General features: G+C 71.4%; 15 protein-coding genes, 1 pseudogene and 1 riboswitch. Of the genes and pseudogenes, 9 read left to right on the forward strand and 7 right to left on the reverse strand.

Annotated elements, in window-relative coordinates; genetic code table 11:
* Window positions 1–459 precede the first annotated feature (459 nt).
* Window positions 460–627 (forward strand): annotated as a pseudogene (locus ACWD3C_RS03575) (2-hydroxyacid dehydrogenase); the annotation flags it as partial.
* On the opposite strand, the gene ACWD3C_RS03580 reads toward ACWD3C_RS03575, so the two are convergent.
* A complete protein-coding gene (locus tag ACWD3C_RS03580; RefSeq protein WP_451139631.1) occupies window positions 579–2,504 on the reverse strand; it encodes an anthranilate synthase family protein in 1,926 nt (641 codons plus the stop codon). The pseudogene ACWD3C_RS03575 and the gene ACWD3C_RS03580 sit on opposite strands and share 49 nt — an antisense overlap.
* Window positions 2,505–2,906: 402 nt before the next feature.
* On the opposite strand from ACWD3C_RS03580, the gene ACWD3C_RS03585 reads away from it, so the two are divergent.
* Together ACWD3C_RS03585 and ACWD3C_RS03590 are read left to right on the forward strand one after the other, a co-directional pair.
* Window positions 2,907–4,253 carry a class II 3-deoxy-7-phosphoheptulonate synthase gene (locus tag ACWD3C_RS03585; RefSeq protein WP_451139633.1) on the forward strand — a complete coding sequence of 449 codons (1,347 nt, stop codon included), beginning with the start codon at window positions 2,907–2,909 and terminating at the stop codon, window positions 4,251–4,253.
* Window positions 4,254–4,470: 217 nt separating this feature from the next.
* Complete coding sequence (locus tag ACWD3C_RS03590) at window positions 4,471–4,737, forward strand: (2Fe-2S)-binding protein (protein ID WP_451139635.1); 267 nt, start codon at window positions 4,471–4,473, stop codon at window positions 4,735–4,737.
* 26 nt (window positions 4,738–4,763) lie between these two features.
* Here ACWD3C_RS03590 and bfr read toward each other — a convergent pair whose 3' ends face one another.
* Window positions 4,764–5,243 (reverse strand): bacterioferritin, encoded by a 480-nt coding sequence (gene bfr / locus ACWD3C_RS03595; protein WP_451139637.1) that lies wholly within the window; start codon window positions 5,241–5,243, stop codon window positions 4,764–4,766.
* A gap of 242 nt (window positions 5,244–5,485) precedes the next feature.
* Here bfr and ACWD3C_RS03600 point away from each other — a divergent pair, with 242 nt between their 5' ends.
* The 6 genes from ACWD3C_RS03600 to ACWD3C_RS03625 all read left to right on the forward strand — a co-directional run bounded on the left by ACWD3C_RS03600 (window position 5,486) and on the right by ACWD3C_RS03625 (window position 11,785).
* Window positions 5,486–6,097, forward strand: a complete 612-nt coding sequence (locus ACWD3C_RS03600) for a sulfite oxidase-like oxidoreductase (protein WP_451139639.1) — start codon at window positions 5,486–5,488, stop codon at window positions 6,095–6,097.
* A gap of 229 nt (window positions 6,098–6,326) precedes the next feature.
* Complete coding sequence (locus ACWD3C_RS03605) at window positions 6,327–7,025, forward strand: Crp/Fnr family transcriptional regulator (RefSeq protein ID WP_451139641.1); 699 nt, start codon at window positions 6,327–6,329, stop codon at window positions 7,023–7,025.
* A 158-nt stretch (window positions 7,026–7,183) separates the two neighbouring features.
* Entirely contained in the window at window positions 7,184–7,975 is a 792-nt protein-coding gene (locus ACWD3C_RS03610; protein WP_451139643.1) for a hypothetical protein, read from the forward strand.
* The gene (locus ACWD3C_RS03615) at window positions 7,972–10,182 is read left to right on the forward strand and encodes a hypothetical protein (protein ID WP_451139645.1); all 2,211 of its coding nucleotides are present in this window, start codon (window positions 7,972–7,974) and stop codon (window positions 10,180–10,182) included. The genes ACWD3C_RS03610 and ACWD3C_RS03615 overlap by 4 nt, the downstream gene beginning before the upstream one ends.
* Window positions 10,179–11,273, forward strand: coding sequence for a hypothetical protein (locus ACWD3C_RS03620; protein WP_451139647.1), 1,095 nt, complete (start codon window positions 10,179–10,181; stop codon window positions 11,271–11,273). Before ACWD3C_RS03615 ends, ACWD3C_RS03620 begins: the two co-directional genes overlap by 4 nt.
* On the forward strand, window positions 11,270–11,785 hold the full coding sequence (locus tag ACWD3C_RS03625) for a Pycsar system effector family protein (protein WP_451139649.1): 516 nt from the start codon (window positions 11,270–11,272) through the stop codon (window positions 11,783–11,785). The genes ACWD3C_RS03620 and ACWD3C_RS03625 overlap by 4 nt, the downstream gene beginning before the upstream one ends.
* A 188-nt stretch (window positions 11,786–11,973) precedes the next feature.
* Here ACWD3C_RS03625 and ACWD3C_RS03630 read toward each other — a convergent pair whose 3' ends face one another.
* From ACWD3C_RS03630 to thiO, 5 genes are all read right to left on the reverse strand, one after another.
* Complete coding sequence (locus tag ACWD3C_RS03630) at window positions 11,974–12,864, reverse strand: deoxyribonuclease IV (RefSeq protein ID WP_451139651.1); 891 nt, start codon at window positions 12,862–12,864, stop codon at window positions 11,974–11,976.
* Between the two features lie 634 nt (window positions 12,865–13,498).
* Window positions 13,499–15,436 carry a Stk1 family PASTA domain-containing Ser/Thr kinase gene (gene pknB / locus ACWD3C_RS03635; protein WP_451139653.1) on the reverse strand — a complete coding sequence of 646 codons (1,938 nt, stop codon included), beginning with the start codon at window positions 15,434–15,436 and terminating at the stop codon, window positions 13,499–13,501.
* A 159-nt stretch (window positions 15,437–15,595) separates the two neighbouring features.
* On the reverse strand, window positions 15,596–16,390 hold the full coding sequence (locus tag ACWD3C_RS03640) for a thiazole synthase (RefSeq protein ID WP_451139655.1): 795 nt from the start codon (window positions 16,388–16,390) through the stop codon (window positions 15,596–15,598).
* A gap of 4 nt (window positions 16,391–16,394) precedes the next feature.
* A complete protein-coding gene (gene thiS / locus ACWD3C_RS03645) occupies window positions 16,395–16,595 on the reverse strand; it encodes a sulfur carrier protein ThiS (RefSeq protein WP_451139657.1) in 201 nt (66 codons plus the stop codon).
* Window positions 16,592–17,770: a glycine oxidase ThiO gene (gene thiO, locus ACWD3C_RS03650; protein WP_451139659.1), complete on the reverse strand. Its 1,179-nt coding sequence runs from the start codon at window positions 17,768–17,770 to the stop codon at window positions 16,592–16,594. Before thiO ends, thiS begins: the two co-directional genes overlap by 4 nt.
* Window positions 17,768–17,879, reverse strand: a riboswitch (TPP riboswitch). Its footprint overlaps the gene before it by 3 nt.
* Window positions 17,880–17,910 lie beyond the last annotated feature (31 nt).

A 17,910-nucleotide genomic window follows, 5' to 3' on the forward strand; every position in this document is an offset into this window, starting at 1 on the left:
CTCCAGGGGCTTCGCCCCTTCGGCCCCGCTTGGGGGCTGCTGCCTCCAGGCTTCCGCTGGGGGGTGTGGGGTGGGTGGGCAGTGAGTGGGTGGGGTACTTCGGGTGGGTGCGTGGGTGCGTGGGTGCGTGGGTGCGTGGGTGCGTGGGTGCGTGGGTGCGTGGGGGTTTGGGTGGGTGGGTGTTTGGTCTGGGGTGGGTGGTGTGGGTTGTGGGGTGTCTGCGGGTTGTGTGTGGCTGGTCGCGCCCATGCGGCGGAGCCGCATATCGATACAGCCCCGTGCCCCCTGACGGGGCGCGGCTGCAGCCCCGGCCAGTCCAGGCCAGGGCCCATCAGCCTGTGCCCCACCTCGCCAGCCCCGCACCAGGTTCCTTTGCCCCAGCGCCAAGGTTCTCCGCCTCCGTGCCAAGCTCCTCCGGCTCCACGCCAAGCCTTTTCAGCCCAGGCGAGCCCCCATCGGGACGACACCCTGGCCCGTCTCGTCACCTTCCCCAACGTCCTGGTCACCTCGCACCAGGCGTACTACACGGCGGACGTGGTCGCCCAGATCATCGACACCACGGTCCGCAACGTCCTCGACTACAGGGCGGGCCGCCGCTCCGAGAACGTGCTCGTCCCCCGCAGCTGACCGACCAACTCCCGTACGACGGCCGTACCGTTCAGCGTCAGCACCGACTCCGGGTGGAATTGGACGCCCGCGAAGCCGGGGCCGCGCAGCGCATGCACCTCCCCGTTCCCACCCCGGCTGACCTCCACCCCGTGTGCCGCCAGCTCGGCCTCCGTCTCGTCGTCGCAGTACGCCACGAAGCTGTTGTAGAAGCCGACGGTCTCCGTCCGCCCGAAGAGGTCGATCTCCGTCTGCGCGCCCTGGTACGGGACCTGCTTGCGCACGATCTCCAGCCCCAGTTCGGCCGCGATCAGCTCATGGCCGAGGCAGACGCCGAGGACGCCGTGGCCATGACCGCGGAGCACCTCGGCCGTCAGCTCCCGCAGGAACCGCATCTTGGGGTCCCGGAGATCGCCGGGGTCACCCGGACCAGGGCCCAGGACCAGCGGCCCCTCGTGCACGAGCACGGCCTCCCACAGCCCGGGGGTGTCGTAGCGGCGTACCGTCACCTCCAGGCCCGACGACCGCAGCAGATGCGCGAGCATCGCGGTGAAGGTGTCCTCGCCGTCGACGACGAACGCGTGCCCGGCGAGTGCGTCCGACCGCTCCTGCATCCGCAGCCAGAACGGCGCCAGCGAGGCCCGGCGCCCGTCGAGCGCCGCCCGCACCCGCGGATCGTCCGCGAGTCCCTGCCGTACCCCCTCCTCACGGCGCCGCCCCGGTCGTACTCCCAGAGCCGCCAGCACCCCCGCCGCCTTCGCGTGTGTCTCGGCGACCTCGCTCGCCGGGTCCGAGCCGCGGACGAGCGTGGCACCGACGGGCACCCTCAGCCGGCCGTCGGCCGCGATGTCGGCCGTACGGATCAGGATCGGCGAGTCGAGCGTCTGAGCCCCGCCGGCCACTCCGTCGCGCCCGCCAGCACCCCCTTCCCGCCCGCCACCCGCGTCCCTGCCCACCAGCGCCAGCGCACCGGCGTAGTACCCACGGCCGCCCACTTCGTGCCGCTCGATGACCCGGCACGCGTTCTGCACGGGCGAGCCGGTGACGGTCGCCGCGAACATCGTCTCCTTCAGCACCTCGCGTACGTCCAGAGAGGACCGACCCCGCAACTCGTACTCCGTGTGCGCGAGATGGGCCATCTCCTTCAGACGCGGCCCGATCACGACCCCGCCCATGTCGCCGACCGTGCACATCATCTTCAGTTCCTCGTCGACGACCATGGAGAGCTCCTCGATCTCCTTGCCGTCGGCGAGGAAGCCGAGCAGGTCCTCCGGCGTCGGTCCTTCGGCCGGATAGCGGTACGTGCCGCTGATCGGGTTCATCACGACCGTCCCACCGGACATGCGGACGTGCACCTCGGGACTCGCCCCGACCAGGGTCCGTTCGCCGGTGTGGACCACGAACGTCCAGTACGCGCCCCGCTCGCCCTCCAGCAGCCGCCGGAAGAGCGCGAGCGCGTCGGCGCGGCCGAAGCCGGGGACCCGGCCCTCGTACGTGCGCCGGATCACAAAGTTCGCGCCCTCGCCCCGCCCGATCTCCTCGTGCAGCACCCGCCCGACGATCTCCGCGTACTCCTCGTCACTCACATCGAAGCCGCCGTCCCGGACCTGGACGTCGTGCGCGGGCAGTTCCGCGAGGGCTCGCGGGAGCGGGATCTCGTACGACTCCTCCGGGGTCAGCACCGTCAGCGGGGTGCCGTCGTCGCGGACGTCGAAGCCGCGCTCGCGGATCTGGCGGTAGGGGATCAGGGCCAGGCCCTCGTCGGGGATGTCGGCGAGACGGTCGTACGTGGTGACCGGGCCGAGCAGCAGTTCCACCAGGTCGTGGTCGCGGCCGGGAGTACGGCGGCGCAGCAGGGCGAACGGTCGTTCGTCGTACGGGAGTCGAGCCAGGTCCATGGGTTCCTCTTCCGTCTTCCGTCGGTGATCGGGGAGGAACGGCCCTGGTGCTGAAAACACTGAAGGCCGCCCCTCGGGCGGCCTTCGCGAAGTCTTGCGTACGCGCAGTCAGTGGGCCGCCGAAGAAGCGGTCCACCACCAGTTCTGGGTCGGATGCGCGAACATGCGGGGAATCATAAGGCGCGCGGCGTACCCGTGTCCACCGAGGCTCGTCTTCGTTGTTCCGGACACGGCTCGCGTATCCCCGCCGCTGCAGGGGTGGTCCGGAGTGGCGGTTGCGAGTCGACGTCCGCCACGTGGTCCCCGCCGCGGCGGGGTAGGAGACGCCGGGCCTGCCGGGCCCTGCGTCCCACACTTTGGGCATGCGGCAGATTCCCGGCGCGCAGCCCGTAACCTAGGCGTGTGAACGCTAAAGCCTCTTCTGTCGACGTGAACACCTGGCGAGACCTCCCTGCGGCACAGCAGCCGGAGTATCCGGACCAGGTAGCTCTCCGAAAGGTGATCGCCGAACTGGAGAGCTTCCCGCCGCTCGTCTTCGCCGGCGAGTGCGACCAGCTGCGCGCCCGGATGGGCGCCGTCGCCAGGGGTGAGGCGTTCCTGCTCCAGGGCGGCGACTGCGCGGAGTCGTTCGATGCCGTCGGCGCCGAGCAGATCCGGGCCAAACTCAAGACTTTGCTCCAGATGGGCGCCGTCCTCACGTACGCGGCCTCCGTGCCGGTCGTGAAGGTGGGCCGGATCGCCGGGCAGTACTCCAAGCCGCGCTCCAAGCCGACCGAGACCCGCGACGGGGTGACCCTGCCGACGTACCGCGGCGACTCCGTCAACGGCTTCGACTTCACCGAGGCGGCCCGCGTCCCGGACCCCGAGCGGCTGAAGCGGATGTACAACGCCTCCGCCTCCACGCTCAACCTGGTCCGCGCCTTCACCACCGGCGGCTACGCCGACCTGCGCCAGGTGCACGCCTGGAACCAGGACTTCGTGAAGTCGTCGCCGTCCGGGCAGCGCTACGAGCAGCTCGCGCGGGAGATCGACAACGCGCTGAACTTCATGCACGCCTGCGGGGCCGACCCGGAGGAGTTCAAGACCGTCGAGTTCTACGCCTCGCACGAGGCCCTGCTGCTCGACTACGAGTCGGCGCTGACCAGGGTCGACTCGCGTACGGGCCACGTGTATGACGTATCGGCGCACATGGTGTGGATCGGTGAGCGCACCCGCCAGCTGGACGGCGCGCACATCGAGTTCGCCTCGAAGATCCGCAACCCGATCGGCATCAAGCTGGGCCCGACGACGACGGCCGAGGACGCGCTGCAGTACATCGAGCGCCTCGACCCGGACCGCGAGCCGGGCCGGCTGACCTTCATCGTCCGCATGGGCGCCGACAAGGTCCGCGACAAGCTCCCTGAGCTGGTCGAGAAGGTCACCGCCTCCGGCGCGACCGTGGCCTGGGTGACCGACCCGATGCACGGCAACACCTTCGAGGCGGCCTCCGGCCACAAGACCCGCCGCTTCGACGATGTGCTCGACGAGGTCAAGGGCTTCTTCGAGGTCCACAAGGAGCTCGGCACCCACCCGGGCGGCATCCATGTGGAGCTGACCGGCGACGACGTCACCGAGTGCGTGGGCGGCGGCGACGAGATCTTCGTCGACGATCTGCACCAGCGCTACGAGACGGCCTGCGACCCGCGGCTGAACCGCAGCCAGTCGCTGGACCTGGCGTTCCTCGTCGCCGAGATGTACAGGGACCAGTAGATGTACAGGGACCAGTAGTAGGGCCGGTAGCAGGCCATCAGTAGCAGGGCCGGGTAGTAGGCCAGTAGCAGGGACGCCTGTTACGGCAACGTCGAGTGGGGCGCGGATCACATACGATCCGCGCCCCACAGCACTTTTGCGGCTCCTGAGAGCCGGGTAAGGTTAGGTTAGCCTCACCGACTAGTCGGGGACGGCACCACTTCGATCCCGGCGGGAGGTGAGCCGCGTGTACGTCTGCAGTTGCTTCGGGATCACCGAGCAGCAGGTGAAGAAGCACGTGGAGGGCGGCGCCTGCACCCCCCGGCAGATCGCGTCGGCCTGCAAGGCGGGCACCGACTGCGGCTCGTGCGTACGCCGTATCCAGGCGCTGCTGGGCAGGGGTGCGTGCCCACGCCGTGATCCGGCCGATCAGGGTCGGCCGGTGCTGTCCGAACCGGTGCTGTCCGGACTGGATGAGCTGGAGCAGCTGGAAGAGGCGGCCTAGCCCGGCCTAGCCCAGCCTAGTTCGGCCTAGCTCTCCGGCTGCTCGATCAGCTGCGCGATGTAGAGCGCCTCGCCGAGCTTGTCGATCAGCTCCAGCTGGGTGTCGAGGTAGTCGATGTGGTGCTCCTCGTCCTCCAGGATCGATTCGAAGATGTTCGCCGACGTGATGTCGCCCTTGCTGCGCATCACCTCGATGCCGCGCCTGAGGCGGTCGATCGCCTCCACCTCGATCTGCCGGTCGGCCTGGAACATCTCGGTGACCGTCTGCCCCACGCGGACGTGGAAGAGGCGCTGGTAGTTCGGCAGCCCCTCCAGGAACAGGATTCGGTCGGTGAGCACCTCGGCGTGCTTCATCTCGTCGAACGACTCGTGCCGGGTGTACTTCGCGAGCTTGGTCCAGCCGAAGTTCTCCTGCATCTTCGCGTGCAGGAAGTACTGATTGATCGCGGTCAGCTCACCGGTGAGCTGCTCGTTGAGGAATTCGATGACTTCGGGGTCGCCCTGCATCGCAGAGGCTCCTTCCAAGCGGGGGGACTGGCGGGATGCGCCGCATGATTCCATCGGCACTGAAGATCGTCCAGTAAGTGCATGCTTAGTAAGTAAGTACAGCCTTAGGGCGAGTTGTCCCTGGTCGGCCGGGGTCGGTCAGGTGCATCGCCCGGGGTCTGTCAGGATGGAGTCATGGGTCAGCCGGTGGAACGCGAGTCTGGAGTTCGCGCATCTGAGGATCGCGTCACCTTGGGGATCGCGTGACAGGGAACGCGGCACAGTCACAGCTTCCGCCGGGACAGCGACTCCAGCGCGGCTGGCCGGTCACGCACTACGGGCCCGTGCCGAAGTTCCGCCCCGAGCGCTGGGAGTTCCGCGTCTTCGGCCACACCGCCGACGGCGAGAAGCACTGCTGGACCCACGAGGAGTTCACGGCCCTGCCGTACGCCACTGTCGTGGCCGATCTGCACTGCGTGACGAAGTTCAGCATGATCGGCGCCGAATGGGGCGGCATTCCGACCCGTACGATCCTGGACCTCGCGCCGCCCGCGCCCGACGTCACCCATGTGATGGTGTGGGCCGAGTACGGGTTCAGCTCGAACCTCCGCCTCGCGGACTTCGCCTCCGACCGCGCGATCTTCGCCACCCACAAGGACGGCGAACTCCTCACCGCCGAGCACGGCTACCCGCTGCGGCTGATCGTCCCCCACCTGTACGCGTGGAAGGGCCCCAAATGGGTCCGCGGCGTCGAGTACATGACCGCCGACCGGCGCGGCTTCTGGGAGGAGCGCGGGTACCACAACCTCGGCGACCCGTGGAAGGAACAGCGGTACTCGTACCAGGAGGAGCCCGGAGACGGCCCCGAGCTCTGAGCGTCTGTGTCATGTCCCCGGCCGGGCGCCCGGAGCCGGTTTCCGGTAAGGGCCGGACCGCCGGATGGGCGGTCGGCTACGGGGCGCATTCCGGAAAGGCGCGCGCTCTCCGTCAGCATGGCGCTACGCTTGGTCCCTCGCCTGGCGGGCGGACCCGCGCGGGCGATGAACCACGCGGCTCGGAGTATTCCGCTTGGGACTGTCGGGGGATAGCGGTCGGGGGACGACGGTGGGGCTGTTCGGTGAGCGCCAGACCTTCATGGGAAGGCTGGGGTCCGCGGATCGCGCCACCCTGGCCGACATCGGAACCGGGCACGAGTACCCGCCCCAGCACACGATCCTGAGCGAGGGCGATCGCACCACGTTCGCGGTGGTCATCCTCCAGGGCTGGTGCACGGTCTGGTCGACCACCGAACGGGGCGGACGGCTGATCCTGGGGCTGCGGCAGGCCGGCGAAGTGGTGGGGGACATGGCGGCGCTCGACGGCCGCCCGCGCAGTGCGTCGGTGAGCACACTCGGCCCCGTGAAAGGGCTCGTCCTGCCGGGCGACCGCTTCCGCCGCTTCCTCGCCGCACGGCCGCACGCCAACGCGCTGATGGTGAGCCAGCTCACCGAACGGCTGCGCAGCGCCGATCACGAGCGCCGGGCCCTGGCCTCCATGACCGTGCTGCAACGGCTCTCGGAGCGGCTGGTCGAACTCGCCGACCGGACCGGCCGGCAGGAAGGACGGACGGTGACCATCCGGCTGCCCCTGGCCCAGCACGAACTGGCGGCCTCCGTGGGATCCACCCGGGAGGCCGTGGCCAAGGCGCTGCGGCTGCTGCGGGAACAGGGGCTGGTCCGCACCGGCCCCGGCACCCTCGCCGTGGCCGATCTCGAACCACTCCGCCTGCTCGCGAGCGGCGGGAACCCGGAGCCGGACATCTGACGGACACACCTGGCAGGAACGGACACACCGGCAGGAACGGACGTACCCGGCGGGACACGGATGTCCCCCGCTGTGTAAACGCCTACAGCGGCTGTTCCCCGGCGCCGGAAGCATGGGACGCGTCCCCGGTCGGCGGGACGACAGGGGAGGAGAGGGCAATGGAGACAGAGGCCGAGTACGGATTCATCGTCAACCTGGACGCTCAGGGATCGGGCCTGCTGACCGACTCCGAGAAACCGGACATGCGGCGCAGGCTCTACGAGGTGTCCGGCAAGGCCTTCGAACAGGCGGACATCCGGGCGCCGCGTTTGTACCAGGAGGACCGCGGGGACGGCATCCTCTGCATTCTGCGGGCCACCGTCCCGCCCAGGCGTGTGGTCGGCGAGTGGCTCGAATACCTGCACCAGAACCTGCGCGAGAGCAACCGCGGACTGAAGACCCCGCTCAGACTGCGGGTGGGCATGCACATCGGCCCGGTCACCGCCGACCCCCACGGACGCTCCGGCCGCGCCGTCGACCTGGCCTGCCGGCTGGGCGACTGCGCCACGACCAAGGCCGTGCTGGCCGCGGCACCGGGGTCCCCGCTGGTCGCGGCGGTTTCCGCGACGGTGTACGAGGACGTGGTGCAGGCCGGGGGCCGCTGGGTGGAACCCGGGCACTACCGAGCCTTCGACGTGGAGCTGAAGGAGGGGCGGCGGACCGCCTGGTTCCTGGTGCCCGGCCTGCCGGAACCCCCGCTGCCGGACCACTCCACCGCCTCCCCGACGCCCGGCACCCCTTCCGACGCACCCGGCACGGCGGTGCGGCAGGGGGAGCGGGAGGAGCGGGAGGAGACGGCTCGGCGCACCGTGGTCAACCACAACTACGGCAGCGGGGAGTTCTACTCCAACGAGCACGTCGGCACCATCAACATCAACAAGTACGCGTCGCCCGCGGACGGTGAACGGTGAACGCGCAGAACCCGCCGCCGAGCCCGTCGCCGCCGCAGCAGCAGGACAACGCGCAGCCCCAGAACCCCCAGCAGGAACCCCAGCACGGCCCCGACGCCGCCGGCGGTCCGGACCGGGCCGACCTGATCGGCGGCCCTGCCGCCGACCCGCTGGCCGGGGAGGGACTGCCGGGAGCCGGCGCGGCGGCGTCCAGGATCTACCGGTCGGCCACCCCCACCTTCACCGCGCAGGACTCCAGCACTTTCATCGGCTCCGGCAGCGTCGGCACCATCAACGTGTTCGACCGGCAGCAGGTGCGCCTGCTCGCCGGGCCGCTGCCCGAGGGCGAACTGCGCACCCTGCGCCGGGTCTTCCAGGAGCCGGAAGGCTACGGAGAGTTCAAGGACGAGCTCCGGTCCGGGCGGCTGCTCGTGCTGTGCGGACAGCCCGGGACCGGCCGGATGTACACGGCCCTGTCCCTGCTGGACGACCTGGCCCGGGGCCGGGTCTCCCGGCTCGACCCCGGCTCCGAACCCGACCGGCTGGATCCCGGCCAGTTCGCCGAGGGCCACGGCTACGCCCTGGAACCCGCCTCGGTGGGGCTGCCGGACGAGACCGGGCTCGACCGGCTCGGCGCCCTGCTGGCCGAGCGGCAGGCGTACGCGGTTCTGCTGGCCACTCCCGAACCCGGCGACGTACGGGTGCGGGCCAGCCGCTACTACCGTCCCCACGCCCCGGCGGTCGCCGCCGCCGTACTGGAGGGGCACCTCGCGGACGAACTGGCCGACGATCCCCCCGCCCTGCTGGACGAGGCGCGCGCCCTGGCGGCCGGTGCGGACGTGGTCGAGGCGCTGGGTCTTGACGAGCTGCGCCCGGCGGAGGCGGCCCGGTTCGCCGCACGGGTGGCCGAGCGGGTGCGGGGCACCCTCACCCACGACGAACTGCTGGCCGAGTGCCGGGGCTTCGCCGAGGCGCAGGCCGCGGAGTGGTTCGCGGCCGGCGCGCGGTCCGAGACGCCGGAGACACCTCAGGGGCTGCGGGACGCGGCGTACCGGATCGCGGTCTCGGCGCTCGGCGGGGCCTCGCTCAGCGCCGTCGCCGAAGCGGCCGAGGTGCTCGCCTGGGAGCTCGCGGTCACCGTCGACCCGGAGGCCACCCCGGGCCGGCCACTGTTCGGCGACGGCGTCGACGCGCGGCTGGTCTCCGCCCGCGCCGTCGCGGAGCCGGGCGTCGAGCAGGTCGGCGACGAGGACGTACCGGTGCGCACCGTACGGTTCCGCGGCGAGGGGCTCGCCCCCGCGGTACTGGGGCACCTGTGGGAGCACCGGCACAATGTGCGCGGCCCCGTCCTGCGGTGGCTGGCCGGGCTGTGCGAGGACTCCCGCCCCCAGGTCTGGGTCCGGGCCGCCGTGGCCGCCGGACAGCTGTGCCGGCTCGACTGCTCGCACACGGTGCAGGAACTGGTCCAGCCCCTGGGCCAGGCCGACCAGGCGCGCCGCCGGCTCTTCGCCGCCACTGTGCTCGACGTGGCCGCCACCTCCCCGGAGGTGGGCACGGCGATCCGCGCGCTGGTCGCCCACTGGGCACGCGAGGGAGGCGAGAACACGCGGTGGACCGCCGCGGCGGTGCTCGGCCGGGGGCGGGCCACCGCCACGGCCCGTCAGACGCTGGACCTGCTGGGCGGGATCGGCGTCTGGGAGGAGGGAAAGCTGCGGGCGCCCGCCGCGGTCCAGGTCGCGCACTGCGCGGGGGCGAGCTGTGACGCGGCGGTGTTCCGGCGGATCCGCGCCTGGCTGTCCGACGAGCGGCGGCCCCAGCAGGACCTCGGCCTGCAGAGCGCGGTCTTCCTCGCCGCCGTCTCCGTGGCCGACCTGTGGAACTCCCACCCCGACCTGGAGGGCCACGGCGGATGGCCGCTCATGCTGGCCCTCGCCGCCGTACGGCCCGACTGCGCCGCGGAACTGGCCGGACTGCTCTGGACGGCGCTCCAGACCGGCCGGTCCTACGAGGCGGCGCTGGACACGTTGTCGGACTGGCTGCGCGGCTCGGCCGAGCAGCCGTGGGCAGAGCCGCTGGCTCAGTTCCTGCCGCTGCTCGTGCACACACCGGACGACCGGCACCGGCTGCTGACACTGATCAAAGAACTCTCGGAAGACCCAGACAATCCACTGGACGACACGCAGGTCCGCCGCATGTGGGAGGCGGTCCGGGGAGCGAGTACGCAATGACGCACAACGCATGGGGCCAGCCGTGGCCGCCTCAGCAGAACCAGGAGTTCGTCCTCCCGTACGACCTCCGGGGGCCCTTCTTCAGGGAGTTCACCCCTCAGGGGCCGTACCGGCACAAGCACAGCCAGGTGGCCTCCGTGCTCTACTACCGCAACGGCGGCCACAGCGTCGTGACGGTCCGCGGCGCCCAGCACCACAACAAGCCGCTGATGGGCAAGCCCACTTCGGTGTGCTGGATCGCGCGCGGACAGCATCAGGCCTCGTTCCAGCTGGAGTTGCCCACCCTCGGTGACCGGGCGCAGTTCAAGGCGGGCGCCGACGTCAACTGGGAGGTACAGGACTTCCATCTGGCCGCCGAGAAGCGGGTGGTGGACGTGGAGCGGATGCTCCGCCCGCCGCTTCAGGCCCGGCTGCGCGGGATCAGCAGACAGTACAACCTGGACGCGGCCCAGCAGGTGGACGAGTCGATCCAGACCGAGCTGGCGAGCGGCCGCTGGAGCGACTTCGGCGCCGATCTCGGCCTGACCACCCAGGTGTTCATCCGCATCGACCTCGGCCAGGCCGCCGCCGACTACCAGGCCCAGATGGTGGCGGTGGAGAAGGGCAGCGCGATCCAGGGGGCCATGGACGAGGCCCACCAGCGCCGGGTCGAGGCGAACAAGGCGTACGCCCTCGAACTGATCAACGCGGGCGAGGCCGACCAGTACGCCCACGTCCTGGCCCAGGACCCCGGCCGTGCGCAGGAGATCCTCGGCGAACTCCAGCAGCAGGCCAGGCAGCAGCGGCACGCCGCGCTGGACTACCTGACCAACCTGATCAACCAGGGCGTGGTCCAGCGCCACCAGATCGACGAGCAGGTGCAGGCGCTCATCGACTACAGCCGTACGGTCGCCGGCGGCGTCTTCCAGCAGGGGCTGCCGCCCGCCCCGACGTCGTTGCCGCAGCCGCCGACGCCACCGGCTTCGTTGGCGCCGCCCGTACCGCCGGTTCCGCCCGCTCCGCCCGCCGTCGCGCCGGCAGCCTCCCGTGATCCGGAGGACGAGGCACCGGAACCGGACGCGGTGCGCAACGACAGCGCGGGGCCGCGGTGACTCTCCCGGCGACCCGGCCCGAACCGGACGCCGCCGCCCGCTATGTCGCCGAGCGGCTCCTGCTGACCGTACGCGAGGACCTGGGCAGGGCGGACGTGAAGGCGTCCGTGCTGCTCTCGGGCGCCCTGGCGGTGCCCGCGCTGGTGCTCGGCGGTGGCGGCGGCGTGGCCTCCGGTGTGTCCGGCGGCGCCCTGGTGCTGCTGGTGACCGGGGGCCTGTGCTGGGCGGCCGGTGCGCTGGTGCTCCTCCTCGGCGTCATCCTGCCCCGCACCGGGACCGTACGGGCGGCGCCCGGACCCACCTTCTACGTCGACGCCCTCGACGCCGCGGACCCCGACGCACTCCTGACCTGCGTCACCGAGGCCGGCCAGGACCAGGTGCGGTGGCTGCTCACGCAGTTCCAGGACGTCAGCGTGATCCTGGCGGCGAAGTACCGCTGGCTGCGGTGTTCGATGGCGTTGCTGGGACTGGCGGTGGTGCTGGCGGCGTATCCGCTGGCGACGGGCGGGTGAGCGGGGCGGTGACGAGCGGCTGACTGGGACCGCGGCGGACGGTTGGCCGGGACGGCGGCGGGTGGGGCTGACCGGGGCGGCGGTGGGCGTCGGCTTCGGTCCCCGGTTTCGGTCTCCGGTCCGCCTGGTTCACGTCCGCTTCGCTCGCGTCCGTCCGCAACGCCCTGCGCGTTCAGCCGTCCTCTTCTTCAGCCGTCCCTGAGCTTCTTCAGGCGCTCCACGTCCGCCGCGTGCCCCTCCTTGCGGCCCGGGGTCTCGATGATCAGGGGTACGCCCTCGGTGGCGGGGTGGGTCATCAGCGCCCGGAACGGGTCCTCGCCGATGTGCCCGGCGCCGATGTTCTCGTGGCGGTCCTTGTGGGCGCCGGCCACGTCCTTGGAGTCGTTGGCGTGGATCAGCTTCAGGCGGCCCTCGCCGACGGTGTCCACCAGCAGGTCGAGGGTCTGGTGCATACCGTTGGGGCCGGTGAGGTCGTGGCCGGCCGCGAAGATGTGGCAGGTGTCGAGGCAGACGCCCAGCTTCGGGTGCGCGTCGAGCGCCTCGAAGTACGGTCCGAAGTCCCAGGTGCGGGAGCAGAGCGAGGCGCCCTGGCCGGCGGTCGACTCCAGCAGCAGGTACGGGTCGTCGTCATGGGTCAGCTCGTCGAGCAACGGCAGCATGTACTCCCGCACCTGCTTCAGCGCCACCGACCTGTCACGGCCGCCGGTCGCGCTTCCGGTGTGCACGACGACGCCGAGCGCGCCGATCTCGCGTCCCCTGCGCAGCGAGTGCCGCAGCGACTCCACGGACTTCTCGACCGTGGCCTCCGTGTGCGAGCCGAAGTTGATCAGGTACGGGGCGTGTACGTACGCCGGGATCTTCTCGGCGGCACACGTCTCGCGGAACTCCTCGTCCTGCCTCGGGTTCCCCGGGGGTGTCGCCCATCCGCGCGGGTTCGCGACAAAGACCTGTACGGTCTCGGCCTTGAGATCGTGCGCATAGCTCAGTCCGACGGAGTGAAGACCACCGGCCACGGGGACGTGGCTGCCGACGGGGTTGCGGGCGGGGCCGGGGAGAGGCCGGGACTGCTGAGTACTCACGCCCCCAGGGTGCCATGTGGGAGTTCCTCGCCCTCGCCGCCCCTACGCGTCCCATCCTCCAGGGGCTTCGCCCCTTCGGCCCCGCTTGGGGGCTGCTGCCTCCAGGCTTCCGCTGGGGGGTGTGGGGTGGGTGGGCAGTGAGTGGGTGGGGGAGTTGGGGTGGGTGGGAGTGTCTGCAGTGGGTGGGGTACTTCGGGTGGGTGCGTGGGTGCGTGGGTGCGTGGGTGCGTGGGTGGGTGGGTGTTTGGTCTGGGGTGGGTGGTGTGGGTTGTGGGGTGTCTGCGGGTTGTGTGTGGCTGGTCGCGCCCACGCGGCGGAGCCGCATATCGATACAGCCCCGTGCCCCTGATGGAGCGCGGCTGCAGCCTGGACCGGTACCCACCAGCCCGCACCGGTCTCTCCGGTCCCGCGCCAAGCCTTTGCAGCCCGGCCAGGTACTACAGCCTGTCCGGCGTTTGAGGACGAGGCCGAAGGCCACCCGCCCGCACGGTCCCACCCACCCGGGGGTCTGGGGGCGCAGCCCCCAGCGGGGTCCGGGGCGGAGCCCCGGGGATGGGACGGGTAGGGGCGGCGGGGGCGAGAGACTCCCGGGCGAGCGAGCTGACGTGGACGTGCTCGGACAAAACCGCTTGGGTCAGCGGATCTCGATCGTGATGGTCGACCCCTTGGGCGCTTCGTCGCCGCCCTCCACCGACTGGCTCCTGACGGTGTCGCCGAAGAGGCCGAGGATCCCCCGGTCCTCGTCGACCTCGAAGCCCGCGGCCTGGAGCTTCTGCTTGGCGTCGTCGACGCTGTCACCGACGACATCGGGGACCTCGACCATTTCGGGACCCTTGGAGATGGTCAGGGTCACCGTGTCGCCCTCGCCGACCTCCTTGCCCGGGGCCGGCGACTGCTCGGCGACCAGGCCCTTGTCGAACTCCGAGTTGACCTGCTCCTCGGCGATCCGGACCTCCAGGCCCGCGTCCCCGAGCTCCTGGGTGGCGTCCTCGACGGAGTCGCCCGTGACCTCCGGGACCTCCACCGGGCTCCCCTTGCTGACGACGAGCGCGACGGCCGAGCCCGACTTGCGCTCGGTGCCGGCCCCCGGACTCGTGCTGATCACATAGCCGTTGAGGACGTCCTCGCTGAACTCCCGGGTGACCAGGCCCGGTTCGAGCCCCTCGCTCTTCAGCCGCTCCTGCGCCTTGTTCAGCCGGAACCCCTCCAGATCGGGCACCTTGACGACCTCCGGGCCCTTGGAGACGGTCAGGGTCACCGTGTCGTTGTCCCGGATCTGCGCCCCCGGCGCCGGATCGCTGCTGATCACCTTGCCGCGCTTGACGGTGTCACTGAACGCCTGCTTGATCTCCACGCCGAGCCCCGCGCCGGAGAGCTGCCGCTCCGCGTCCGCCTGGGTCTTGTCCAGCACCGCCGGCACCTGCGTGAACTGGCCCGAGTTGATGTACCAGACACCCGCACCGACCCCCAGCACCAGCAGTACGGCGGCGACGACGGCGAGTATCCCGCGCCGGGGCGCCACGGCCCGACCGCGCGGCCTGGTCCGCCCGGGAGGCAGCGGCGGTCCGGACTCGAACCGGCTCGTCCGGTCGAGCCGCTGGTCGTCGGCGGGCGCCCGGCGGGGCACGGACAGCGAGCGCGGAAGCACACTCGTCCGGTCCGCGGAGATGTCACGCTGCTCGTGCTCCCCGGCGAGCGCCTGCGGCGGCACGGCGTCCAGCTGGGCGGTGCTCAGCCCCGACCGGGCCTGACGCACCTGCGCGAGCAGCGCCACCGCGTCGTACGGGCGCAGCTCGGGGTTGCGGGCCGTCGCCGAGGCGACCAGCTCGTCCAGCTCGTACGGCAGCCCCGGCACCGCGGCCGACGGCGGTGGCACGTCCGCGTGCAGCGCCTGGTAGAGCACCCGGGCAGGGGAGTCCCCGGCGTGCGGCTTGCCGCCGGTGAGCATCTCGTAGAGGACGACACCGCACGCGTACACGTCGACACGGGTGTCCGTCGTGCCGTTCTCCAGCTGCTCAGGGGCGAGGTAGGAGACCGTGCCGAGGACGCTGCCCGTGGTGTTCGTGACGGTGTCCACGGCCCGTACGAGGCCGAAGTCGGCGACTTTGACCCGGCCGTCGTCCCCTATCAGGACGTTCTCAGGCTTCATGTCCCGGTGCACGAACCCGGCCCGGTGCGCGGCCCCGAGCGCGGCGAGCACCGGCTCCAGGATGTCGAGGGCGGCCCGCGGCTGCAGGGCCCCGCGCTCGCGCAGCACGTCGCGCAGGGTGCACCCGGCGACGTACTCCATCGCCAGATACACGTACGCCCCGTCGGTTCCCTGGTCGAAGACCTGCACCACGTTCGGGTGGGCGAGGCGGGCCACCGACTTGGCCTCGCGGATGAACCGCTCGACGAACGTGCCGTCGGCGGCCAGCGTCGGATGCATCACCTTCAGCGCGAGCACGCGGTCGAGGCGGGTGTCCACGGCCCGGTAGACCGTGGCCATCCCGCCGACCGCGATCCGCGCGTCGATGCGGTAGCGGCCGTCGAGCACCTGGCCGACAAGCGGGTCGTGAAGGGTCGTGTCCACGCAGGCGAGTGTACGAGCCGCCACTGTCAGCGCCGCCGGTTCCGTGGCAGGCGGGACGGAATGCAGCAGAGCTGTGACCGAGATCATGGGGCTCCGTGACCGTCGGGCGCGCAGCTCTGACCATTCGGAATGCGGAGCCCCGACCACTGAGGTCCGGACTCAGAACGCCGGCCGCTCCGGGTCCAGCCGCGCCACCCCGTCCGTCGGCGACGACGCCTGAGCGAAATGCCGCCGTGGCATGCGGCCCGCGCGGTACGCAAGCCGGCCCGCCTCGACCGCGTGCCGCATGCCCTCGGCCATGAGCACCGGCTCCTGGGCCCGGGTCACGGCGGAGGCGAGCATCACCCCGGCACACCCCAGCTCCATCGCGAGCGCGGCGTCGGACGCCGTACCGGCCCCCGCGTCCAGGATCACGGGCACGCGCGCGTGCTCCACGATCAGCTGGAAGTTGTGCGGGTTGCGGATGCCGAGCCCGGAGCCGATGGGCGAGCCCAGCGGCATGATCGCGGCACAGCCCACGTCCTGGAGCTTCCGGGCCAGAACGGGATCGTCATTGGTGTACGGCAGTACGGTGAAGCCGTCGTCGACGAGGGTCTCGGCGGCGTCGAGGAGTTCGATCGGGTCGGGCAGCAGGGTGCGCTCGTCGGCGATGACCTCCAGCTTGACCAGACCGGTGCCGAGGGCCTCACGCGCGAGACGGGCGGTCAGCACAGCCTCGCCCGCGGTGAAACAGCCCGCCGTGTTGGGCAGGACGCGGATGCCGAGCCGGTTCAGCACGGACAGGACCGAACCGTGCGCCTCGGGGTCCACGCGGCGCATCGCGACGGTCGTCAGCTCCGTGCCGGAGGCCACCAGCGCGCGCTCCAGGACGTCGAGGCTGGGCGCACCGCCCGTACCCATGATCAGGCGGGACGCGTAGGTCGTACCGCCGAGGACGAAGGGGTCGTCGGCCATGAGGTCAGCCTCCTTGGACAGCGGTGAGGACTTCGACGCGGTCCCCCTCGGAGAGGGGAGTGGACGACCACTGCGCGCGCGGGACGACGGTTTCGTTGAGGGCGGCGGCGACGCCGGAGGGTGCCGCGGTCAGGGCCCGTACGAGCGTGTCGAGAGCGGTGTCCGGGGCGACCTGCCGGGGTTCTCCGTTGAGGAAGACGTTCATGCGGGCTGCTCCGTGAGTGCGCCGGTGCTGAAGCGCCTGGGGGTGAAGGCGCGGGCCTCCTCCGGGAGTTCCCCGGTGGTGAGGACATGGGCCATGGCGTCGCCGGTGACCGGGGTGAGGAGCACTCCGTTGCGGTAGTGGCCGGTGGCCAGGAGGAGCCCGTCGAGTTCGGTGGGGCCGAGGAGGGGCGCGTTGTCGGGGGAGCCGGGGCGCAGTCCCGCGCGGGTCTCGGTGAGCGGGAGTTCGGTGATCCCGGGGACCAGTTCGTGGGCGTCGCGCAGCAGTTCGTACACCCCGCCCGCGGTCACCGTCGTGTCCCAGCCGAGCTCCTCGCTGGTCGCGCCGACGACGAGTTCGCCGTTCTCGCGTGGCACCAGATAGACGTGGCTGCCGCGGACGACGGCGCGTACGGTCCGGTTCAGGAAGGGCGCGTACCGCCGCGGCACGGTCAGCCGCAGCACCTGGCCCTTCACCGGCCGTACGGGCGGCAGGATGTCGTCGGGAACCCCGGCCAGCCGTCCGCTGAGGCTGCCCGCGGCGAGGACGACCTGCCCGGCGGCGAGCTCGGTGCCGTCGGCGGTCCTGACCCCCACGGCCCGCTCGCGCCCCACTGACAGCCTCTCGGCCCACACCCGGTGGAAGATGACCCCCGCGCGCTCGCAGGCCGCGACAAGGGCCTTGGCGAGCCTTCTCGGGTCCACCTGGTGATCGCCGTCGACCCGCAGACCGCCGCGCACGCCCGGCGCGAGCATCGGCTCCAGGCGGCGGCAGTCGCGCCCGCTGAGCCACTCCGACTCCAGGCCCGACCGGTGCTGCAGGGCGTGCAGCTCGCGCAGATGGGCGCGGTCGTCGGCGTCGAGCGCGACGGCGAGCGTGCCGCACCGGCGGTAGCCGAGGTCCAGGCCCGTCGCCTCGGTGAGCTCGGCGGCGAACCCGGGGTAGCGGCGGGCCGACTCCAGGTTGAGGCCCAGCAGGGTCTGCTCGCCGTAGTGCAGCTCGGTGACGGCGGCGAGCATCCCGGCCGCCACCCGCGCGGCCCCGCCGCCCGGCTCAGGGTCCACGACAGCCGTGGCGAACCCGCGCTGAGCGGCCCGCCAGGCGGTCACGAGCCCGATGATGCCGCCCCCGATGACCAGGACATCCGAGACGTCTGCTGTATCCGATGTACGCGACATGGGCGTCCAGCCCCTCCCTTCGCCGGCATGACCCGGATCAGGTTCGTACGGTCGGAGGCCGTCAGCCTCCCTCTCAGCCCGGTGCGTCCGGGCTCCCGCGAGTGCTCTACGGTGACCACCCTAGCCCGCTGCCGTATGTC

This window comes from Streptomyces sp. NPDC002845 (genome assembly GCF_053591955.1).